This window comes from Aromatoleum toluolicum (assembly GCF_012911005.2).
Taxonomy (GTDB): domain Bacteria; phylum Pseudomonadota; class Gammaproteobacteria; order Burkholderiales; family Rhodocyclaceae; genus Aromatoleum; species Aromatoleum toluolicum.
In genome coordinates, this window is record NZ_WTVS01000081.1 from 1 (window position 1) to 20753 (window position 20753).

The 20753-nt window shown below is 68.3% G+C and carries 19 protein-coding genes; 5 read left to right on the forward strand and 14 right to left on the reverse strand.

The window, feature by feature from the left end:
* The 10 genes from GPA27_RS24310 to gcvH all read right to left on the reverse strand — a co-directional run.
* A partial coding sequence (locus GPA27_RS24310; protein ID WP_272501152.1) for a biotin carboxylase N-terminal domain-containing protein occupies positions 1-498 on the reverse strand: 498 nt, incomplete at its 3' end.
* 212 nt (positions 499-710) lie between these two features.
* Entirely contained in the window at positions 711-1829 is a 1119-nt protein-coding gene (pabB, locus tag GPA27_RS24315) for an aminodeoxychorismate synthase component I (protein WP_169143018.1), read from the reverse strand.
* A gap of 5 nt (positions 1830-1834) precedes the next feature.
* Complete coding sequence (locus GPA27_RS24320; protein WP_169143019.1) at positions 1835-2305, reverse strand: dihydroneopterin aldolase; 471 nt, start codon at positions 2303-2305, stop codon at positions 1835-1837.
* A 5-nt stretch (positions 2306-2310) separates the two neighbouring features.
* Positions 2311-3279 (reverse strand): lipoyl synthase, encoded by a 969-nt coding sequence (gene lipA / locus GPA27_RS24325; RefSeq protein ID WP_169143020.1) that lies wholly within the window; start codon positions 3277-3279, stop codon positions 2311-2313.
* A 51-nt stretch (positions 3280-3330) separates the two neighbouring features.
* Positions 3331-4461 carry a glycine cleavage system aminomethyltransferase GcvT gene (gene gcvT, locus GPA27_RS24330; protein WP_169143021.1) on the reverse strand — a complete coding sequence of 377 codons (1131 nt, stop codon included), beginning with the start codon at positions 4459-4461 and terminating at the stop codon, positions 3331-3333.
* A gap of 30 nt (positions 4462-4491) precedes the next feature.
* The gene (locus GPA27_RS24335) at positions 4492-5871 is read right to left on the reverse strand and encodes an L-serine ammonia-lyase (protein ID WP_169143022.1); all 1380 of its coding nucleotides are present in this window, start codon (positions 5869-5871) and stop codon (positions 4492-4494) included.
* Between the two features lie 16 nt (positions 5872-5887).
* On the reverse strand, positions 5888-7141 hold the full coding sequence (gene glyA, locus GPA27_RS24340) for a serine hydroxymethyltransferase (protein WP_169143023.1): 1254 nt from the start codon (positions 7139-7141) through the stop codon (positions 5888-5890).
* Positions 7142-7362: 221 nt separating this feature from the next.
* The gene (locus tag GPA27_RS24345) at positions 7363-7893 is read right to left on the reverse strand and encodes a glycine cleavage system transcriptional repressor (RefSeq protein ID WP_169143024.1); all 531 of its coding nucleotides are present in this window, start codon (positions 7891-7893) and stop codon (positions 7363-7365) included.
* Positions 7894-7920: 27 nt separating this feature from the next.
* The gene (gene gcvP / locus GPA27_RS24350; protein WP_169143025.1) at positions 7921-10797 is read right to left on the reverse strand and encodes an aminomethyl-transferring glycine dehydrogenase; all 2877 of its coding nucleotides are present in this window, start codon (positions 10795-10797) and stop codon (positions 7921-7923) included.
* 29 nt (positions 10798-10826) lie between these two features.
* On the reverse strand, positions 10827-11195 hold the full coding sequence (gene gcvH / locus GPA27_RS24355) for a glycine cleavage system protein GcvH (RefSeq protein ID WP_169143026.1): 369 nt from the start codon (positions 11193-11195) through the stop codon (positions 10827-10829).
* A 131-nt stretch (positions 11196-11326) separates the two neighbouring features.
* Here gcvH and GPA27_RS24360 point away from each other — a divergent pair, with 131 nt between their 5' ends.
* Positions 11327-12238 carry a LysR substrate-binding domain-containing protein gene (locus GPA27_RS24360; RefSeq protein WP_169143027.1) on the forward strand — a complete coding sequence of 304 codons (912 nt, stop codon included), beginning with the start codon at positions 11327-11329 and terminating at the stop codon, positions 12236-12238.
* Here GPA27_RS24360 and GPA27_RS24365 read toward each other — a convergent pair.
* A complete protein-coding gene (locus GPA27_RS24365) occupies positions 12212-13102 on the reverse strand; it encodes a LysR substrate-binding domain-containing protein (RefSeq protein ID WP_169143028.1) in 891 nt (296 codons plus the stop codon). The two genes, GPA27_RS24360 and GPA27_RS24365, sit on opposite strands and share 27 nt — an antisense overlap.
* Before the next feature lie 120 nt (positions 13103-13222).
* On the opposite strand from GPA27_RS24365, the gene GPA27_RS24370 reads away from it, so the two are divergent.
* Positions 13223-14416, forward strand: a complete 1194-nt coding sequence (locus GPA27_RS24370; protein ID WP_169143029.1) for a M20 aminoacylase family protein — start codon at positions 13223-13225, stop codon at positions 14414-14416.
* A 61-nt stretch (positions 14417-14477) separates the two neighbouring features.
* Positions 14478-15845 carry an MFS transporter gene (locus GPA27_RS24375; protein WP_169143030.1) on the forward strand — a complete coding sequence of 456 codons (1368 nt, stop codon included), beginning with the start codon at positions 14478-14480 and terminating at the stop codon, positions 15843-15845.
* Between the two features lie 49 nt (positions 15846-15894).
* Here the strand turns inward: GPA27_RS24375 and GPA27_RS24380 are convergent, their stop codons facing one another.
* From GPA27_RS24380 to GPA27_RS24390, 3 genes are all read right to left on the reverse strand, one after another.
* Positions 15895-16944 carry a patatin-like phospholipase family protein gene (locus GPA27_RS24380; protein WP_169143031.1) on the reverse strand — a complete coding sequence of 350 codons (1050 nt, stop codon included), beginning with the start codon at positions 16942-16944 and terminating at the stop codon, positions 15895-15897.
* An 82-nt stretch (positions 16945-17026) separates the two neighbouring features.
* Positions 17027-18403: a chromate efflux transporter gene (gene chrA / locus GPA27_RS24385; RefSeq protein ID WP_169143032.1), complete on the reverse strand. Its 1377-nt coding sequence runs from the start codon at positions 18401-18403 to the stop codon at positions 17027-17029.
* Between the two features lie 207 nt (positions 18404-18610).
* Positions 18611-19465, reverse strand: coding sequence for an EAL domain-containing protein (locus tag GPA27_RS24390; RefSeq protein WP_169143033.1), 855 nt, complete (start codon positions 19463-19465; stop codon positions 18611-18613).
* Between the two features lie 262 nt (positions 19466-19727).
* Here GPA27_RS24390 and GPA27_RS24395 point away from each other — a divergent pair, with 262 nt between their 5' ends.
* A complete protein-coding gene (locus GPA27_RS24395) occupies positions 19728-19988 on the forward strand; it encodes a DUF2933 domain-containing protein (protein WP_444541847.1) in 261 nt (86 codons plus the stop codon).
* Positions 19985-20677 carry a methyltransferase family protein gene (locus GPA27_RS24400; protein ID WP_169143034.1) on the forward strand — a complete coding sequence of 231 codons (693 nt, stop codon included), beginning with the start codon at positions 19985-19987 and terminating at the stop codon, positions 20675-20677. The genes GPA27_RS24395 and GPA27_RS24400 overlap by 4 nt, the downstream gene beginning before the upstream one ends.
* Positions 20678-20753: the final 76 nt, after the last annotated feature.

Below are 20753 nucleotides of genomic sequence, written 5' to 3' on the forward strand. Positions count from 1 at the left end.
CCCGCCCCAGCTCGCCTTGAGCATCAGCGGGTAGCCGACTTCGCGCGCGAGGCGCTTGATCTCGTCGAGGTCCTGCGGCAGCGCGCCGGTGGCGGGCACGACCGGCACGCCGGCGGCAACGGCGAGGTTGCGCGCGGCGACCTTGTTGCCCAGATCGCGCATCACCTGCGGCTGCGGTCCGATGAAGGCGATGCCGGCGGCGGCGCAGGCTTCGGCGAACTCGGGGTTCTCGGACAGGAAGCCGTAGCCGGGGTGGATCGCATCGACCCCGGCGTCCTTGGCGACGCGGACGATGTCGGGGATGTCGAGGTAGGCCGCGATCGGCTTCTGGCCGGTACCGACGAGGTAGGACTCGTCGGCCTTGAAGCGGTGCAGCGCGAAGCGGTCCTCGTTGGCGTAGATCGCCACCGTGCGGATACCCAGTTCGCTCGCGGCACGGAACACGCGGATGGCGATTTCACCGCGGTTGGCGACGAGGATGCTCTTGATCGGTTTCATGTGCCTGCCCTGTCCTTCTGGCATGTCTTGCTGGTTGAAATTACTCACGAGTACGGTCGATACCGAACACGGCCGTGTTCATGGCCGCAGCCGTTGGGGACTTTAAGGCCGACCACCCGAACCCCGATATCCGGTAAACGCCTAATTCTTTTGTAATCGGCCTGTCTGAACCTTTTTTGTAATCGGCGTGGCCGAACCGGTAGAAGCCCTGCTCATGCGGCACATTGCAGGATGCGGGCCTTGGCGCGCATCTCCTCGTATTCCTCGTGCGCGACCGAATCGGCCGTGATGCCACCGCCGACGCCGTATTCGGACCGGCCGGTGAGTCCGTCGAGCGCCAGCGTGCGGATCGCAACGTTGAAGATCGCGTCGCCGCCGGGTTTGAGCAGGCCGATCGCGCCGCAGTAAATGCCGCGCGGCGCGGCTTCGAGGCCGGCGATGATCTCCATCGCCTTGATCTTGGGCGCGCCGGTGATCGAGCCGCAGGGGAAGAGCGCGGCGAAGATGTCCGCGAGGCCCGCGTCCGGCCGCAGCTCGGCCGACACCGTCGAGGTCATCTGGAACACGGTCGGATAGGTCTCGACCGAAAACAGATGCGGCACTCTGACGCTGTGCGGGCGCGCGACCCGCGACATGTCGTTGCGGATGAGATCCACGATCATCAGGTTCTCGGCGCGGTTCTTCTCCGACACGGCCAGCGCCTCGGCGTGCAGTGCGTCCTGCTCGGGACTGCTGCCGCGCGCGAGCGTGCCCTTCATCGGCTTCGAGATCAGGCGCTCGCCGTCGCGGCGGAAGAAGAGTTCCGGCGACAGCGAGAGGATGCGGTGGCGCCCGAGGTCGAGCAGCGCGCAGTAGCCGGTCGGCTGGCCCGTGCGCAGGTGTTCGTAGAGCGCGCGATGGTCGCCGTCGAAGCGGCCGTGCAGGCGGATCGTGTGGTTGATCTGGTAGACGTCGCCGGCGCGGATGTGGTCGAGGATGCGGCCGATGTCCGCGTCGTAGCGTTCGCGCTCGACGCCGGGCTGCCATTCGTCACAGCGCACCGCGGCAGGCGTCGACTCGTCCGTGCCAACGGGTTCGTCGAACACGCCGAACCACGCCAGCGGCAGCGCCGGACGCTGGCGGAAGCGGAAGGCAGGGTCGAAGGCTGCGCCCGCCTCGTAGCAGACGAAACCGGCCACCCACGCCCCGGCGCGTGCCAGCGCGTCGGCCCGCGCGAGCACCGCGCGCACGTCCTGCGGCTCGCGCGCGACGAGCTGCTCGCGCGGCGCAGCGAAATGCAGAGGCGTGGCGCCGGTGGCATCCGCGGGGAAGTCGAAGCGCAGCTTCACCATGACGTTCAGCGCAGCCCGCCCACGGCGATCAGCGGCCGGGCGTCGGCATGGTTCGATGCCGCCGCAAGAACATCCACCGGCAGCTTCCGCCGCCGTTGCTCGCTTACGCGCGCATGTTCGCCGCGGTTCGCGCTGCGTTCGATGCCGATTGCGGTCGCGTAGCGGCTGACGCGCTGCTTGTAGAGGCCGACCGACACTTCCTGCACGCGCGGGTCGAGGCCGAAGGCGAAATCGAAGACCTCGTTGACGCGCGTCTCCAGCAGCGGCGTGTGCGCGCTGCGCGGCCACTCGGTCGCGAGCCAGCGGCACAGCGGTTCATAGTCGAGGCAGTCGTCGAGCCCGTCCGGCACGGCCGGCGCGAGGCCGGTCAGGGTCACGGACACCCATACCGGCTGCGGCTCGTACTCGTCCTCGTAGATGCCCACTGCGAGGCGGGTCTCGAGGCGCTCGATCTTGACGCTCCAGATCGCATTCATCGTCATCAGCCTCCGATCACGCCGTGCGCCTGCAGGTCGGCGTGGTAGGACGAACGCACCATCGGGCCGGAGGCGACGTGGCGGAAGCCCATCTTCTCGCCGACGACACGCAGCTCGTCGAATTCGGCCGGCGTGACGTAGCGGCGCACCGGCAGGTGGTGCAGGCTGGGCTGCAGGTACTGGCCGATCGTGACCATGTCGACGTTGTGGGCGCGCAGGTCGGCCAGGGTCGCCTCGATCTCCTCGCGCGTCTCGCCCACGCCCAGCATCAGGCCGGACTTGGTCGCGACGTTCGGGTGGCGCTCCTTGAAGCGCGCGAGCAGGTCGAGCGAGTGTTCGTAGTCCGCCCCGGGGCGCACTTCGCGGTACAGGCGTGGCACCGTCTCGATGTTGTGGTTGAAGACGTCGGGCGGCACGGCCGTCAAAACGTCGAGCGCGAGCTCGACCCGGCCGCGGAAGTCCGGGGTCAGGACTTCGACGGTGATGCCGGGGTTCGCGGCGCGCGTCTCGCGGATGCAGTCGGCAAAGTGCTGGGCGCCGCCGTCGCGCAGGTCGTCGCGGTCCACCGACGTGATCACGACGTATTTCAGGTGCATGCCGCTGACGGTCTGCGCGAGGTTCTTCGGTTCCTCCGGATCCAGCGGCAACGGGCGGCCGTGGCCCACGTCGCAGAACGGACAGCGTCGCGTGCAGATCGCCCCCATGATCATGAAGGTCGCCGTGCCGTGGTTGAAGCACTCGCCCAGGTTCGGGCAGTTGGCTTCCTCGCACACGGTGTGCAGGCGGTTTTCGCGCAGCGTGCCGGTGAGCTGGCGCACGCTCTTCGTACCGCGGAAGGCGGCGCGGATCCATTCCGGCTTGCGCAGCTGTTGCGCCGGCGTGATCGGGATGATCTTGACCGGGATGCGCGCGGTCTTCTCTGCGCCGCGCAGCTTGACGCCGGTCTGGGGGGTGGGGGTGCTTGCGTTCTGCATGGGAGGACTCCGACGGGCGGCCCGGCACATGCCGGACCGCCCGGTGCTGCATCAGCCGCGGTAGTAACGCTGCGGCACGAAGGGGGTGCTGGCGACTTCGACCGGGACCGGCTTGCCGCGAACCATCGCGGAGAGCTGGGTGCCGACCTTGGCGAGCGCGGTTTCGACATAGCCCATCGCGACCGGTGCTTCCAGCGTCGGGCCGAAGCCGCCGCTGGTCACCACGCCGACCTTCCGGCCGTCCGCGTCGACGATCTCGGCGCCTTCACGCACCGGCACGCGGGCGTTCGGACGCAGGCCGACGCGCTTGCGCGACACGCCGTTGGCGATGTGGCCAAGGATTACGTCGGCGCCGGGGTAGCCGCCCGCACGCGCGCCGTCGGCACGCCGGGGCTTGGACAGCGCCCACAGCAGGCTGCTTTCGACCGGCGAGGTATTCACGTCGAGGTCGTGGCCGTACAGGCACAGGCCGGCTTCGAGGCGCAGCGAGTCGCGCGCGCCGAGGCCGATCGGGGCGACTTCGGGGTGGCTCAGCAGCTCGCGCGCCAGCGCCTCGGCCTTGTCGGCGGGCACCGAGATCTCGAAGCCGTCCTCGCCGGTGTAGCCCGAGCGGCTGACATAGCACGGCACGCCGACGAGGTTCACGGTGGCGGTGTTCATGAACACCATCTTCGCGACTTCGGGTGCAAGGCGTGCGAGCACGGTGGCGGCGGCCGGACCCTGCAGCGCGAGCAGCGCGCGGTCTCCGAGCACTTCGACCTTGCAGCGGCCGGACAGGTGCTTCTGCATGTGCGCGATGTCCTGCGCCTTGCACGCGGCGTTCACCACCACGAACAGGCGGTCGCCGAAGTTCGCGACCATCAGGTCGTCCATCACGCCGCCGGTCTCGTTGGTGAACAGCGCGTAACGCTGCATGCCCTGCGGCAGGTCGATGATGTCGACCGGCACCAGGGTTTCCAGCGCCGCGGCGGCCTCGGGGCCGACGAGGAAGACCTGGCCCATGTGCGACACGTCGAACAGGCCGGCCTGCGTGCGGGTGTGGGTGTGTTCCTTGATGATCCCGCTCGGGTACTGCACCGGCATCTCGTAGCCGGCGAAGGGCACCATCTTGGCGCCGAGGGAAACGTGCAGGTCGTACAGCGGGGTGCGCAGCAGCGGTGCGTCGGAGTGATTGTCGCTCATCATGTTTCCTTTACTGGGTGTCAGGGGTCATCAACATTCGATGACGTTCACGGCGAGGCCGCCGCGGGCGGTTTCCTTGTACTTCAACTTCATGTCGGCGCCGGTGTCGCGCATGGTCTTGATGACCTTGTCGAGCGAGACGAAATGCTTGCCGTCGCCACGCAGCGCCATGCGTGCGGCGTTGATCGCCTTGATCGAGCCCATCGCGTTGCGCTCGATGCAGGGCACCTGGACCAGACCGCCGACGGGGTCGCAGGTCAGGCCCAGGTTGTGCTCCATTCCGATCTCGGCGGCATTCTCCACCTGCTCGGGCGTTCCGCCCAGCACTTCGGCGAGAGCACCGGCCGCCATCGAGCATGCAACGCCGACCTCGCCCTGACAGCCGACCTCGGCGCCCGAGATTGAAGCGTTTTCTTTATAGAGGATGCCGATCGCCGCGGCGGTAAGCAGGAAGCGGATCACGCCCTCCTCGTTCGCGCCCGGGATGAAGCGGCTGTAGTAGTGCAGCACGGCGGGCACGATGCCGGCCGCGCCGTTGGTCGGGGCGGTGACGACGCGGCCGCCGGTGGCGTTTTCTTCATTGACGGCGAGCGCGTAAAGGTTGACCCAGTCCAGCGTCGTCAGCGGGTCGCGCAGGCTGGCCTCGTGGGCGCTGGAGAGCGTGCGGTACATCTCTGCGGCGCGGCGCTTGACCTTCAGGCCGCCGGGCATGATGCCTTCCTTCTCGCAGCCGCGACGCACGCACAGCTGCATCACGTCCCAGATGCGCAGCAGGCCCGCGCGGGTTTCCGCGTCGGTGCGCCACGCGCGCTCGTTCTCCAGCATCAGCTGGCTGATCGAAAGATTCTTGTCGCGGCACTGCACGAGCAGCTCGTCGCCGCTGTGGAACGGATGCGCGAGCGGCGTCGTGTCGGCGACGATGCGGTCGGCGCCGGCGGCGCTCTCGTCGACGACGAAGCCGCCGCCGACCGAGTAGTACACCTTGCTCGTGAGCAATTCGCCGGCAGCATCGAAGGCTGCAATTCGCATCCCGTTCGGATGGTAGGGGAGCGACTGGCGACGGTGCATCACGAGATGTTCGCGCTCCACGAACGCGATCGGATGTTCGCCGGCGAGGAGCAGGCGCTGCTCGCCGCGGATGCGGGCGAGCTTGCCGTCGACCTGCTCCGTATCGACGAGATCCGGCGCTTCGCCCTCGAGACCGAGGAGCACGGCCTTGTCGCTGCCATGCCCCTTGCCGGTCGCGCCGAGGGAACCGAACAGTTCGGCCTTCACGCTTGCGACCCGCGCGAGCAGGCCGGACTCCTTGAGGCCGTTCGCAAAGACCTGCGCCGCGCGCATCGGCCCCACGGTGTGGGACGACGACGGCCCGATGCCGATCTTGAACAGGTCGAAAACGCTGATGGCCATGATTGCGGCGTCCCGATCAGCGCCCGTAGACCGGGAAGCGGGCGCACAGCGCGGACACCTTCGCGCGCACGGCGTCGATCACCGCGGGGTTCTCGAGGTCGTCGAGGATGTCGCAGATCCAACCGGCCAGCTCCGTGACCTCGGCGATGCCGAAGCCGCGGGTGGTGGCCGCGGGCGTGCCGATGCGGATGCCGCTGGTGACGAAGGGCGACTGCGGATCGTTGGGCACGGTGTTCTTGTTCACCGTGATGTGCGCCGCGCCGAGCGCCGCGTCGGCGGCCTTGCCGGTGATGCCCTTGGCGATCAGGTCGACGAGGAACAGGTGGTCGTCGGTGCCGCCCGACACGATCCGGTAGCCGCGCTCGACGAACACGCCGGCCATCGCGCGGGCGTTGGCGATCACCTGCTCCTGGTATTCCTTGAAGGACGGATCGAGCGCTTCCTTGAAGGCCACCGCCTTGGCCGCGATGACGTGCATCAGCGGGCCGCCCTGCGTGCCGGGGAAGACCATCGAGGCGATCTTCTTCTCGATGTCCGCATTGGCGCGACCGAGGATGATGCCGCCGCGCGGGCCGCGCAGGGTCTTGTGCGTGGTGCTGGTGACGATGTCGGCGAAGGGCACCGGGCTGGGGTACAGGCCGGCGGCGACGAGGCCGGCGACGTGCGCCATGTCGACGAACAGCAGCGCACCGACCTTGTCGGCGATCGCGCGGAAGCGCGGGAAGTCGAGATGACGGGCGTAGGCCGAGAAGCCGGCAACGATCATCTTCGGCTTGCACTCGACGGCGAGCGCTTCCAGCGCGTCATAGTCGATCACGCCGTCGTCGGTGACGCCGTACTGCACTGCGTTGAAGATCTTGCCGGAGAAGTTCACCTTCGCGCCATGCGTCAGGTGGCCGCCGTGCGCGAGGCTCATGCCGAGGATGGTGTCACCCGGCTGCAGCAGCGCGAAATACACCGCGGCGTTGGCCTGCGAGCCGGAGTGCGGCTGGACGTTGACCCAGTCCGCGCCGAACAACGCCTTCGCGCGGTCGATGGCGAGCCGCTCGACGACGTCGACATGCTCGCAGCCGCCGTAGTAGCGCTTGCCCGGATAGCCTTCCGCGTACTTGTTGGTGAGCACCGTGCCTTGCGCCTGCATCACGCGCGGGCTGGCATAGTTCTCGGACGCGATCAGCTCGATGTGGTCTTCCTGGCGGTGGCGCTCGGATTCGATGGCGCCCCACAGGTCAGGGTCGAAGCCGGCGATCTGCATTTGCTTGTCGAACATCTATGTACTCCGGAATGAATTTCAGGACGGGTTTCAGTGCCTCACGCCGAGACCGGAACCGACGAGGAGTCGATACGAAGCGTGTGCCCGGGACGTGGTATTCAGCGGACCGCGGGGCGAGACGCCACCCGCGGCCCTGCGGCTGCGTGCGAACGCGCGCGCGCCGCGGGAATGCTCCTGGAGGAACATGACGAGGCGCCGCGGCGGCAGGCGGTGCTGGATCAGTCGGCGGACTCGCCCTCGAGGTTGAGATCCACCATCAGCTCGTTCGCCAGCGTTTCCAGCTCGGCTTTCAGGGCGGCCGGCTGGACGGACGCCGGCACCTGCACTTCGATGCTGGCGCGGAACAGCGGCTCGCCGCTGAACGAGGCGTTTTCGCACGCGGTTTCGAGCTTGCTGATGCTCGCGCCGTGACGCGCCAGCGCGGCCGAGATCTCGCGCACGATGCCCGGGCGGTCGTGGCCGACCAGTGCGAGCTTCGTCGTGCGCCACGGGCCCGCAGCCGGCGCCGCAGCACCCCGCTCGATCGTCAGGCGCAGGCCTTCCGCTTCGAGCTCGCGCAGCGCCGCCTCGAGCTTGCCGGCATCGGCTTCGGCGACTTCCAGGCGCACGATGCCCGCGAACTTGCCGGCGAGCTGGGCCATGCTGCTTTCCAGCCAGTTCGCGCCGCACTCGGCGGCGCGGGCCGCCAGCGCATTCACGAGGCCCGGACGATCCGTGCCGATCAAGGTGATGACGAGTGATGCGTTCATGTCCTCGGCTCCTGTGGTGGGTGTGCTTTATTCGTAGTCCGACATCGGCGGGCATGCACACACGAGATTGCGGTCGCCGTACACGTTGTCCACCCGGCCGACCGGCGACCAGTACTTGTTCGCGCGCAGGCTGGCGAGCGGATACACGGCCTGTTCGCGGCTGTACGGGTGCGTCCATTCCCCGGCAATCGCTTCCGCGGTGTGCGGGGCGTTGACCAGTGGGTTGTCCTTGGCATCGAATTCGCCACTGGCGACCTTGGCGATCTCCTGGCGGATCGCGATCATCGCGTCGCAGAAGCGGTCGAGCTCTTCCTTGGATTCGCTTTCGGTCGGTTCGATCATCAGTGTGCCGGGCACCGGAAAGGACATCGTCGGCGCGTGGAAGCCGAAGTCGATCAGGCGCTTGGCGACGTCGTCGACGCTGATGCCGGTCGAGTCCTTGAGGGGACGCAGGTCGATGATGCACTCGTGCGCGACCATGCCGTTCTCACCGCGGTACAGCACCGGGTAGTGCGGATCGAGGCGCTTGGCCATGTAGTTGGCGTTGAGGATGGCCATCACGGTCGCGTTGCGCAGGCCTTCGGCGCCCATCAGCGTGATGTAGGTCCAGGTGATCGGCAGGATGCTGGCGCTGCCCCACGGCGCGGCTGCGACCGCGCCGATGCCCTTGAGACCACCCGTGACGTTACCCGGCAGGAAGGGCGCGAGGTGCGACTTCACGCCGATCGGGCCGACGCCCGGTCCGCCGCCGCCGTGCGGGATGCAGAAGGTCTTGTGCAGGTTCAGGTGCGATACGTCGCCACCGAACTTGCCGGGGGCGCACAGGCCGACCATCGCGTTCATGTTGGCGCCGTCGATGTACACCTGGCCGCCGTAGGCATGCACGATCTCGGTGATCTCGCGCACGGCCGTCTCGAACACGCCGTGCGTCGAGGGGTAGGTGATCATGATCGCGGCGAGCTTGTCGGCATGCTGCTCGGCCTTGGCCTTCAGGTCGGCGACGTCGACGTTGCCGTTCTCGTCGCAGGCGACGACCACCACGCGCATGCCGGCCATGTTCGCCGTCGCGGGGTTGGTGCCGTGGGCCGAGCTAGGGATCAGGCACACGTCGCGGTGCGCCTCATTGCGGCTGGCGTGGTAGGCGCGGATCGCCAGCAGGCCGGCGTATTCGCCCTGCGAGCCGGCGTTGGGCTGCAGCGACACGGCGTCGTAGCCGGTGCAGGCGCACAGCATCTGCTCCAGTTCGGCGGTGAGCTGGGCGTAGCCCTGGGCCTGCTCGGCCGGGGCGAAGGGATGCAGCCCGCCGAACTCGCGCCAGGTGATGGGGATCATCTCGGTGGTGGCGTTCAGCTTCATCGTGCACGAGCCCAGCGGGATCATCGTGCGGTCGAGCGCCAGGTCCTTGTCCGCGAGGCCGCGCAGGTAGCGCAGCATCTTGGTCTCGGACTGGTACATGCTGAACACCGGGTGCGTCAGGAAGGCCGAGGTACGCAGCTGGCCGGCCGGCAGGGCCTCGGGCGCGAGGTTCTCGATGTCGGCAAACGCGGGCACCGCCGCGCCGTTGGCGAACACCGCCCACAGCGCCTCGACGTCGGCGCGCGTCGTGGTCTCGTCGAGCGAGATGCCCACGGTGGTCGCGTCGATCTCGCGCAGGTTCATTTCACGGCTGCGCGCGGCGGCGTGCACGGCGGCGGCGTCGGCAACGCGCACGGCGATGGTGTCGAAGAACGCGTTCGTCACCACTTCGGCGCCGACGCGGCGCAGGCCGGCGGCCAGCGTCGCAGTCATGCGATGCACGCGGCGGGCGATGGTCGTCAGCCCCTTCGGGCCGTGGTAGCAGGCGTACAGGCTCGCCATCACCGCCAGCAGCACCTGCGCGGTGCAGATGTTGGAGGTGGCCTTCTCGCGGCGGATGTGCTGTTCGCGCGTCTGCATTGCGAGGCGGTAGGCCTTCTTGCCGTGGCTGTCGATCGACACGCCGACGACACGGCCCGGCATCACGCGCTTGTGCGCATCGAGGGTCGCGAAGTACGCGGCGTGCGGGCCGCCGTAGCCCAGCGGAACGCCGAAGCGCTGCGTCGTGCCGATCGCGACGTCGGCGCCGAGCTCGCCCGGCGATTTCAACAGTGTCAACGCGAGCAGGTCGGCGGCGACGACGACCAGCGCCTTCTTGGCGTGGGCGGCGGCGACGATGCCGGCGTAGTCGATCACCTCGCCGGTGCTGGCCGGGTACTGCAGCAGCACGCCGAAGAATTCATGCTGGTCGAGCTCGGTCGCGGGGTTGCCGACGATCACCTCGAAGCCCAGCGGCTCGGCGCGGGTGCGCACGACCTCGATGGTCTGCGGGTGGCAATCCTGCGAAACGAAGAAGGCCTTGGCCGGATTTTTCGACAGGCGCTGGCAGAAGGTCATCGCCTCGGCCGCCGCGGTCGCCTCGTCGAGCAGCGAGGCGTTGGCGATCTCCATGCCGGTCAGGTCGGTGATCATGGTCTGGAAGTTGAGCAGCGCTTCCAGACGGCCCTGCGAGATTTCCGGCTGATACGGCGTGTAGGCGGTGTACCAGGCCGGGTTCTCGAGGACGTTGCGCAGCACGACACCCGGGGTGTAGGTGTCGTAATAGCCCGCACCGATGAAGGAACGGAACACCCGGTTCTTCCCCGCGATGCCGCGCAGCAGCGCGAGCGCGTCGGCTTCGGTCCGGCCCTCGGGGAGGGAGAGGGGCGAGGGCGACAGGATCGAAGCCGGGATCACCTTGTCGATGAGTTGGTCGAGCGAATCGAGGCCGAGCGCGGCAAGCATCGCCTGCGTTTCGGTCGCATCCGGGCCGACATGGCGGCCGACGAAATCATCGCGCTGCTCGAGTTGTGCGAGCGTCGCGGGGAAGCGGGTGTCGTTCATGTTCATGGCTTGGGCAGTGTCCGGAAGTGGATCGATCAGGCGGTCAGCTTGTCGTAGGCAGCCTGGTCGAGCAGCCCGGCAAGCGCGGACGGATCGTCGAGGCGGACGCGGATGAACCAGCCCTCGCCCATCGGGTCTTCATTGACCGTCGCGGGCGCGTCGGCCAGCGCGGCGTTGACTTCGACGATGGTGCCGGCCAGCGGCATCTTCAGTTCGCCGGCGGCTTTCACCGATTCGATGACCGCGGCTTCGTCGCCGGCGGCAAAGCTCGCGCCGACGTCCGGCAGCTGCACGAAGACGATGTCGCCCAGCGCGTTCTGCGCGTAGTCGGTGATGCCGACCGTGGCGACGTCGCCCTCGACGCGCAGCCACTCGTGGTCTTCGGTGAATTTGATCGTGCTCATGAGGCCTCCAGGTTCGTGTGGATTGATGCAAGGGTCTGCTTCAGTGACGGGACGGATGTTATCAACCGGTTGACATGAGCGATTTTGATAGTTGAAATGAAATCATTAAATGCACAAATGACCGGTGCGCAATGCAAAACATCCCCACCGAACTGCTGCGCACCTTCGTGAAGGCCGTCGATACGGGCAGCTTCACGCGCGCCGGCGAGATCGTCGGACGCACGCAGTCCGCCGTGAGCCTGCAGATCAGGCGCCTGGAAGAGATGCTCGACGCACCGCTGTTCGTGCGCGGCACGCACCGCGTGAAGCTCACCGAGGAAGGGGCGACGCTGGCCGGTTACGCGCGGCGGATGCTGGCGCTGAACGACGAGGCGGTGAGCTGCCTGCGCCGGCCCAAGGTCGCGGGCAGCGTGCGCCTGGGTGCGCCGCACGAGTACACCGCCTCGCTGCTGCCGGTGATCCTCGGCAAGTTCGCGCAGTCGCACCCCGGCGTGATGCTCGAAGTGACCTGCGACCTGAGCAAAAACCTGCTCGCGCGCCAGGAGAAAGGTGAATTCGACCTCGTGATCGCCCTGCACGACGATCCCGAAGAGCGCGGCGGCACCAAGGTGCTCACCGAGCAGCTGGTGTGGATCACCAGCCTCGACCATGAGCGCCACACACAGCGGCCGCTGTCGCTGGTGGTCGCACCGCCGCCGTGCATCTACCGCAACCGCGTGCTGCAGACGCTCGGCCGCCAGCAGCGCCCCTGGCGCATCGCCTACATGAGCTCCAGCTACAGCGGCATCATCGCCGCCGTGCGTGCAGGCCTGGGGGTCACCCTGCTGGCCGGCAGCACCGTGCCCGAAGGGGTGCGGGCGCTGGGCGAGCGCGACGGCTTCCCCGCGATGGGGCAGCTCGACGTGCGGCTGTACGAGCGGTCGGAAAGCGCGACCGAGGCGGTGCGCTGCCTCGCGGACTACATCACGAGCAGCTTCGCCACGTCCGACGGCGCGCGCGGCGGCGGATCGGCACCGTCAGGCGCGCAGATGGCGGGCGAATAGCGCCGCCAGCGGCCGCGCGGCGACGCTCAACGGCACACCGCGCAGGCTCAGGATGCCGAGCGACATCGGCGGCGGCAGCGGTTCGACGGCGAACTCCTGCAGCCCGGCGCCGAAGACGGGGTCGCGTATCAGCACCGTCGGGCCGAAACCGATGTGGTCGGTTCGCCGCATGAGCTCGAGCATCAGCGCAGGCGAGGCGCAACGCACCGTGTTGGCCGGCACGTCGATGCCGTTGGCCTCCAGCCAGTTCACGAGGTGGCTGCCCTGGCTCGCCCCGGTCAGGTTCAGCACCCAGCTCGCGCCGCGCAGCTCCGTCCATGTGCGCGCCGCGGCGAGCGGATGGCCGATGCGGCCCGCGGGCGAGGCCGGGATCTGCGCGAGCGGCTCGAAATCCACTTCGTAGGGAAGATCCTGCGCATTGGCCAGCGCCACCGCGAAGTCCAGGCGCCCTTCGATGATGCCGGGCACCACGTTCGTCAGCAGCCCCTCTTCCAGGCTCAGCGCGGCATCGGGCTGGATGCGGCGGAATTCGGCCAGCACGCGCGGCAGCACCGTCGCTGCGACCAGCGGCGTCAGCGCGACGGCGATGCGCGCGCCCGCCCCGCCGCGCAACAGCCGGACCTCCTCGCGCGCCTTCTCCAGCGTCGCCAGCGCCAGCCGCGCACGCACCAGCAGCGCCTGGCCGGCGGGCGTGAACACCACGCCCTTGTAGCTGCGCGTCAGCAGCTCCGCCCCCACGTCCTCCTCCAGTTCGCGCAGCGCCTTCGTCAGCGCGCTCTGGCTGAGATGCATCGCCCGCGCCGCCGCCCGGATCGATCCGGCATCGGCAACCTGCACGAGCGCCTTCAGCTGATGGTCCTTCATCGCGGCACGTGATTACTCATGGTTGTCACCCCGGAAAAAGTACCGCCTTCCGCGATCGCTAGCAAATCCTATTATCAATCCATGAATACAATTGATCGCATCCTCCCCGACGAGGCCGCCATGAAGACCTGGCGACGTGCCATCCACCAGCATCCCGAGCTCGGCTTCGACGAGTTCGAGACCAGCCGCCTGGTCGCCGACCAGCTGCGCCAGGCGGGCTTCGAGGTGCACACCGGCATCGCCACGACCGGCGTCGTCGGCACCCTCAGCTGGGGCAAAAGCGGGGAACAAGGTGGAAACACGGGCGGCCCGCGCCTGGGGCTGCGCGCCGACATGGACGCGCTACCGATCCACGAGGAGACCGGCCTGCCGTGGGCGAGCCGCAATCCCGGCCGGATGCACGCCTGCGGCCACGACGGCCACACCGCGATCCTGCTCGGCGCCGCGCAGGTGTTCGGACGCCTGCAGCGCGAAGGCCGCCTGCCCGGCAGCGGCACGCTGAACCTGATCTTCCAGCCCGCCGAGGAACTGGGCGGCGGCGGCGGCGCGAAGCGCATGCTCGAAGAAGGCCTGTTCGAACGCTTCCCCTGCGATGCGATCTTCGCCCTGCACAACTTCCCCGGCGTGCCGACCGGCCACTTCCGCTTCCGCCCCGGCCCCTTCATGGCCTCGTCGGACAAGGTGCTGATCCGCTTCGACGGCAAGGGTGGCCACGGCGCGCTGCCGCATCTCGCCGTCGACCCGACGCTGCCGGCTGCGGCGACCGTACTGGGTCTGCAGACGATCGTCGGGCGCAACGTCGATCCGGTCGACATGGCGGTGGTCAGCGTCGGCCGCATGTCGGCCGGCAAGGCCTACAACGTGATCCCCGAAACGGCCGAACTCGAACTGAGCGTGCGCGCGCTGCGCCCCGAAGTGCGCGACCGCCTGGAACAGCGCATCTGCGAACTGGCCCGCGGACAGGCTGCCGCCCACGGCGTCGGCTGCGACATCCACTACGAGCGCGGCTACCCGGTGCTGATCAACAGCGCCGAGCAGGTCCGCTTCGCGACGGAGGTCGCACGCGAGCTCGTCGGCGACGACAAGGTCGACGGCAACGCCCCGCCGCTGTCCGGCAGCGAGGACTTCGCCTTCATGCTGCAGCAGGTGCCCGGCTGCTACCTGCTGATCGGCAACGGCGACAACGGCTTCGCCGGCGGCGAACACCTCGGGCCGTGCAGCGTGCACAACCCGCACTACGATTTCAACGACGCCTGCCTCGCACCGGGCGCCGCCTTCTGGGTGGCACTGTCGAACCGCTTCTTCAGCGACTGAGCGCCAGGCGGCACAGCAACCCAAAACGACAATACCGACTCATCGAGAGGAGACACGCATCATGAGCAGCAGCACCGCAGCGCCACGCGCGCGCCAGATCGTCGCAGCCGTCATCGGCAACGCGCTGGAATGGTACGACTTCATCGTCTTCGGCTTCCTCGCCGTGGTGATCTCGCGCCTGTTCTTCCCCGCCGACAGCGAGTACAGCTCGCTGCTGATGGCAACTGCGACCTTCGGCGTGGGCTTCTTCATGCGCCCCGTGGGCGGCGTCCTGCTCGGCATCTACGCCGACCGCAAGGGCCGCAAGGCCGCGCTGCAGCTCATCATCGCGATGATGACGGTGTCGATCGCGCTGATCGCCTTCGCCCCGCCCTACGCCGCGATCGGGGTGGCCGCGCCGCTGCTGATCGTGCTCGCACGCCTGCTGCAGGGCTTCGCCACCGGCGGCGAGTTCGCCAGCGCGACCTCCTTCCTGATCGAGAGCGCCCCGCCCAACAAACGGGGCCTGTACGGCTCGTGGCAGATGTTCGGCCAGGGCCTCGCAGTATTTGCCGGCGCCGGCGTCACGGCGCTGGTCACGCGCAACCTCTCGCCCGAGGCGCTCGACGCCTGGGGCTGGCGCATCCCGTTCATGATCGGCCTGCTGATCGGCCCGGTCGGCCTGTGGATCCGCCGCCACCTGGAAGAAACCGAGGCCTTCCTGGAAGCCCACAAGGCGCCGGCGGAAAAGCAGTCGATCGCCCGCATGCTCAAGAACCACCTGCGCGAAGTCTTCGCGGTCATGGGCGTCACGGTTTGCGGCACGGTCGGCTTCTACGTGATCCTGGTCTACATGCCGACCTTCGCCACCAAGCAGCTCGGCATGGTGCTGTCGGATGCCTTCACCGCGCAGGTCATCGCGGTCGCGCTGATGACTGCCCTGATGCCGGTGTTCGGCGCGCTGTCCGACCGCGTCGGCCGCAAGATCCTCGTCATCCTCGCCGCTGCAGGCCTGCTCGTCGCCTCCTACCCCCTGCTCTCGTGGGTCCATGCCGCCCCCTCGTTCGAACGGCTCGTCACGATGCAGATCGTGCTGTGCATCCTGCTCGCAGTCTTCTTCGGACCGATCTCGGCCGTGATGGCGGAGCAGTTCCCGGCGGGCGTGCGCTCCACCGGCCTCGCCCTCGCCTACAACGTCGCGGTGATGGTGTTCGGCGGCTTCGCGCAGTTCATCGTGACCTGGCTGATCCACACCACCGGCATCACCATCGCCCCGGTGTTCTACGTGATGTTCGCTGCTGCGCTGGGCTTCGTGTCCGCCATGTTCCTGATCGACCGCACCAAGGTCGCGCACCTCGCGGCAGTCGATGATGAGGCCCCGCAAGCGCAGGCAGGTAACGGCGGCAAGGACGCCGCGATCCTCCCGCGCACCGCGCTCAATCGCGCCTGAAACCTGCGCACTGCCGGCCGCCCCCGCGCCCGGGGGCGGCCTTTTTCGTTCAGGTGAACAGCTCGCCCAGATTCACCGTCGCCTGGCTGCCGACGTGCTGGCGCCTGGTGCGGATCCAGCGCGCGGCGCGGGCACGCCCGAGGTCGCGCAGTTCGTGCAGGAAGGCGCGCGCCGCGTTGAGCTTGCTGCCGCTGCCGCTCTCGGCCAGTTCCTGCGCCTCGATCATGTGAAAGCGCAGGCCCAGCAGCTTGCGCTCGAGGCGCCCGTGCGGCACCCAGCCGCTGCCCGCCTCCAGGTAGGCGCGCGCGTGCGCGATCATGCGCATCTCGCGCAGGAAGGTCGCCGAAAAGCCCATCTCCACCGTGCGGTCGGCGATCTCCCCGGCGCTGCGCGGCGCCGCGGCAATGCGCAGCGGATTGAGGAGCACGAGCAGGATGTCCGGCGTCTCGCATTCGTACATCAGCGGGTAGACCGCCGGATTGGCGCTGAAACCGCCGTCCCAGTAGGCCTCGCCGTCGATCTCGACGGCGTGGTGGATGGTCGGCAGGCAGGCCGACGCCAGCAGCATGTCCTCGGTGAGTTCGGCGGTGCGGAACAGGCGCACCTTGCCCGTCTGCACACGCGTCGCGGCGATGAACAGGCGCAGGCGGCACTCGCGGCGCAGGAACTCGAAGTCGAACTGCGCGCGCACGACCTCGCGCAACGGGTTCAGCTCGAACGGATTGAACTGGTAGGGCGACAGCAGCCGCGTCATCCCCAGCATCATGCCGAGGGGATTGGGTAGTGCGCCGTTGCCGTTGGGGTTCATGCTGTGCAGCAGGTCGAGCTCCAGCGGCGCGCTCGCCGCAACCGCCTCCCAGAAGCCGGACAGACTCGCGCGCGCGCCCTCGCCGCCGCCGCGCGTCCATCCCTGCGCCAGCGCCACCGCGTTCATCGCGCCCGCGCTGGTCCCGCTGATGCCGTCGAGCCGCCAGCCCTCCTCCAGCAGCCGGTCCAGCACACCCCACGTGTAGGCGCCGTGCGCCCCGCCCCCCTGCAGCGCGAGGCTGATTGCGGGCAGCGCGTCACGCCTGCCTGACCACCATCGTTTGCGCAGCATGTTCCACTCCCTTCCATGCGCAGAAACACTTCTGCTGCACTGCACCATACAGCAAGAACGGCGGCGGGAGTGTTTCAGATGGTCAGGCCATGGACAGCCGCAGCGCGAATCCGACCACTGCGCACGCGGCGATCACGTGGATGACGTTCGCCTTGAAGCGGAACAATGCGACCGCCGCGCCGAGCGCGATGAGCGCCGACACCATGTCGAAGTCGCCATCCAGCCCCTGCGGCCATAGCACGTGGTAGCCGAAGAACAGCGCCAGGTTCAGCACCACGCCGACCACGGCGGCCGTGATCGCGGTGAGGGGCGCCGTGAACTTCAGGTCGTTGTGCGTCGTCTCAACCAGCGGCCCGCCGAGCAGGATGAAGATGAAGGACGGCAGGAAGGTGAACCACGTCACCACGGACGCCGCGACCGCGCCGGCAAGGAACAGGCTGTCGGGCCCGAACACCGATTTCGCGTAGCCGCCGACGAAGCCGACGAACGCAACCACCATGATCAGCGGGCCCGGCGTGGTCTCGCCGAGGGCGAGGCCGTCGATCATCTGCGTCGGCGTCAGCCAGCCGTAGTGCGCGACCGCGCCCTGATACACGTAGGGCAGCACCGCATAGGCGCCGCCGAAGGTCAGCAGCGCCGCCTTGGTGAAGAACCATCCCATCTGCGTCAGCGTGTGCTGCCAGCCGAACACGCCCGCCAGCAGCCCCATCGGCACCAGCCACAGCAAGCCGCCGACGATCATCACGCGCACGACGCGCGGCCATGCGAAGCGCGCATGTTCGGGCGTCGGCGTGGCGTCGTCGATCAGCGCGGGGCCGAAGGACTTGTCGGCCTTGCCGTGCGCGCCGCCGGCGCGGAAGTGCTCCGGCGACAGCCGCCCGCCGATCACGCCGATTAGCGCGGCGCCGAGAACGATGGCCGGAAATGGCAGGTTGAATCCGGCGATCGCGACGAAGGACGCCCCCGCGATCGCCCACAGCACGTTGTTCTTCAGCGCCCGCGAGCCGATGCGGTGCGCCGCCTGGACGACGATGGCCGTCACCGCGGGCTTGATGCCGTAGAAGAGCCCCGCCACCAGCGTGGTCTCGCCGAAGGCGACATAGACCCACGACAGCCCGATCAGGATCAGCAGCGACGGCAGCACGAACAGCACGCCGGCGACGATGCCGCCGGGCGCCCTGTGCATCAGCCAGCCGATGTAGGTCGCCAGCTGCTGCGCCTCCGGGCCGGGCAGGACCATGCAGTAGTTGAGCGCATGCAGGAATCGTCGCTCCGAGATCCAGCGGCGGCGCTCGACCAGTTCCTGGTGCATGATCGCGATCTGCCCGGCCGGCCCGCCGAAGCTGATGAAGCCGAGCTTCAGCCAGAACAGGAAGGCCTCGCGAAACGAGACTGGTTCGGGCGCGGTTGCGGTGGCGTTGTCGGTGGCGTTTTCGGTGGTCGGTGCAGAGCTGCTCATTCTTGTTGCGTGGCCTGATCGAGGATGGCGGACGGGACATGGAGAAGCTCGCCGCGCCGTGCGTCGAACTTGCACGAGCCCCGGTGGATGCGTGCGAACGTGCAAGTATGCATGCCCGCCGCCCCTTCCACACAGCGCCGTACCGGTCGACTCGCGCGCCGCGCAGGCCCGCGTCCGCCCGGATGAGCAGCCGGGCTGCGCCACCGCTCAACCGGACACCGGAGCCTGCCCCGCCTCCCGTCGCACCGCAAAGCGCAGCGGCGAACGCACCGCCGGCCGGCCGAAGGGGGCGCCATAGGCAAAGCCCTGGGCAAGCACGCCGTGCGGCAGGTCGGACGATGCCCTGTCCTCGACCCGCGTCACGATCACCCGCGCCGATCCCGCGCGCGCCTGCAGCGCATCGAGCGCCTTGCGCGCATCGCCCTCGGCCTGCAAAGCCGCCGTACCGATCTTGATGAAGTCCGCCGGCACGATCCCCGACAACGCATGCCATTGCGCCACGGACTCGACGTTCACGGCGACGCGGAAACCGTTGTGGCGATAGTTCCGCAGCACGAAGCTGAGCAGGTCCGCCTGCCGGCTCGCGACGATCGGCGCTTCGATGACGATGCGTCCGGGCGCGAATCCGAGCGCGTCGACCACCTTGCGGAACGCGGCCCCGTGGTCGCCCGCGACGGCCGCCAGCAGACGGCCATGCACGTTCAGGAACAGCAGGCCGTCATCACCCACGGACGCGATGAAGTTCAGCGCATGGACGGTGCGTGCAAGCCGGTCGAGCGCGATCAGGCGGTCGTCGTCGGCGTTGGCCGAAAACAGCACCCACGGCGACAGGTCGCGCCGACCGCCCCCCAGGCAACGCAGGAAGGCCTCGTGCCCGATGACCTGGCCGGATGACGGATCGACGATGGGCTGGAACACGCTCGACAGTTCGCAGCCGAACCAGTCCCCCACGACGCCGCCGTCCGCGAGGCGGCGCAGCTGCCGGCCGGCCTGACGTTCGAGCGGCAGGCGATAGAGAAAGTCGCGAACGCGGTCGGCGATCTGCGAAGCAGGACTGGTCATGACGGGCTCCATCGGGGGTTCAGGGCGAAACGCGACGCATCGCGCACGGCATACCGGCGCATCGTCGCACCGCGACTTTACGGGGGCATGTCACGGATGCGAACCATGAAATTCTGCTGAGCTTATGCGCGAGCCAGAATGGGCCGTTCACGGGCTGAAATACCCGGCGCAGGATCCCTTTCCCAATGCTGACGGGAATGTAATCCTCGCGTAAGGACCACGTCGATCTCCGCGGTCTATGATGAATTCATCGGAACATCGGATGGATGCCATGCACTCGCAGCACTCTCCCGTGCCCGCCCCCGTGAGGGATGCACCTCGGACGAAGCGCGCCCGCTGGGTATTCGGCATCTTCCTGGCAATCGCCGCCACCCTGCTGGCCTTCGAACACCGGATCCACCTGCTGGGCATCCTGCCCTGGCTGTTCCTGCTCGCCTGCCCGCTGATGCACCTGTTCATGCATCACGGCCATGGCGGCCACGACGATCACCACGGCACGCCCGGGGACGGAGGCACCCGATGACCGAATCGAGCCCCGCCTATGGCCTGTGGTCGCTCGTCGCGATCAACTCCGCCGTGTTCATCCTTTTCGCCGCCAGTTTCTTCAAGCCGCGTTCGTCGCGCGACTGGCGCACGCTGGGCATGTTCTCCGCATTCATCGTCGCGCTGTTCGCAGAGATGTACGGCTTCCCGCTGACGATCTACCTGCTGTCGGGCTGGCTCGCGGCACGTTTCCCCGGGGTCGACTTCCTTTCCCACGACGCCGGCCACCTGCTCGAAGTGATGTTCGGCTGGCGCGCCAATCCGCATTTCGGCCCCTTCCACATCCTGTCCGGCATCCTGATCGGCGGGGGCTTCTGGCTGCTCGCCGCGGCATGGAAGGTGCTCTACGTGGCGCAAGCGGCCGGCAGGCTGGCCACCACCGGTCCCTACGCGCGCATACGCCACCCGCAGTACGCGGCCTTCGTCGTGATCATGGCGGGCTTCCTGCTGCAATGGCCGACGCTTATCACGCTCGCGATGTTCCCCGTCCTCGTCTTCGCCTACGTGCGCCTCGCCCGTCGCGAAGAGCGCGAGGCCGCGGCGACCTTCGGTGCCGAATGGCTGCGTTACGCGGGCAGGACTCCGGCCTTCTTACCTCATCGGATGAAACCCCGCGCCCACCCGATCGCCGACGACCGCGGCGAACATTCATCAGGAGAAGGATCATGAAATCACTGCTGACCACCGCACTCGCACTGTCGCTCGCTACCCTGTCGCCGGCCTGGGCCGAGGATGCCCACCACCC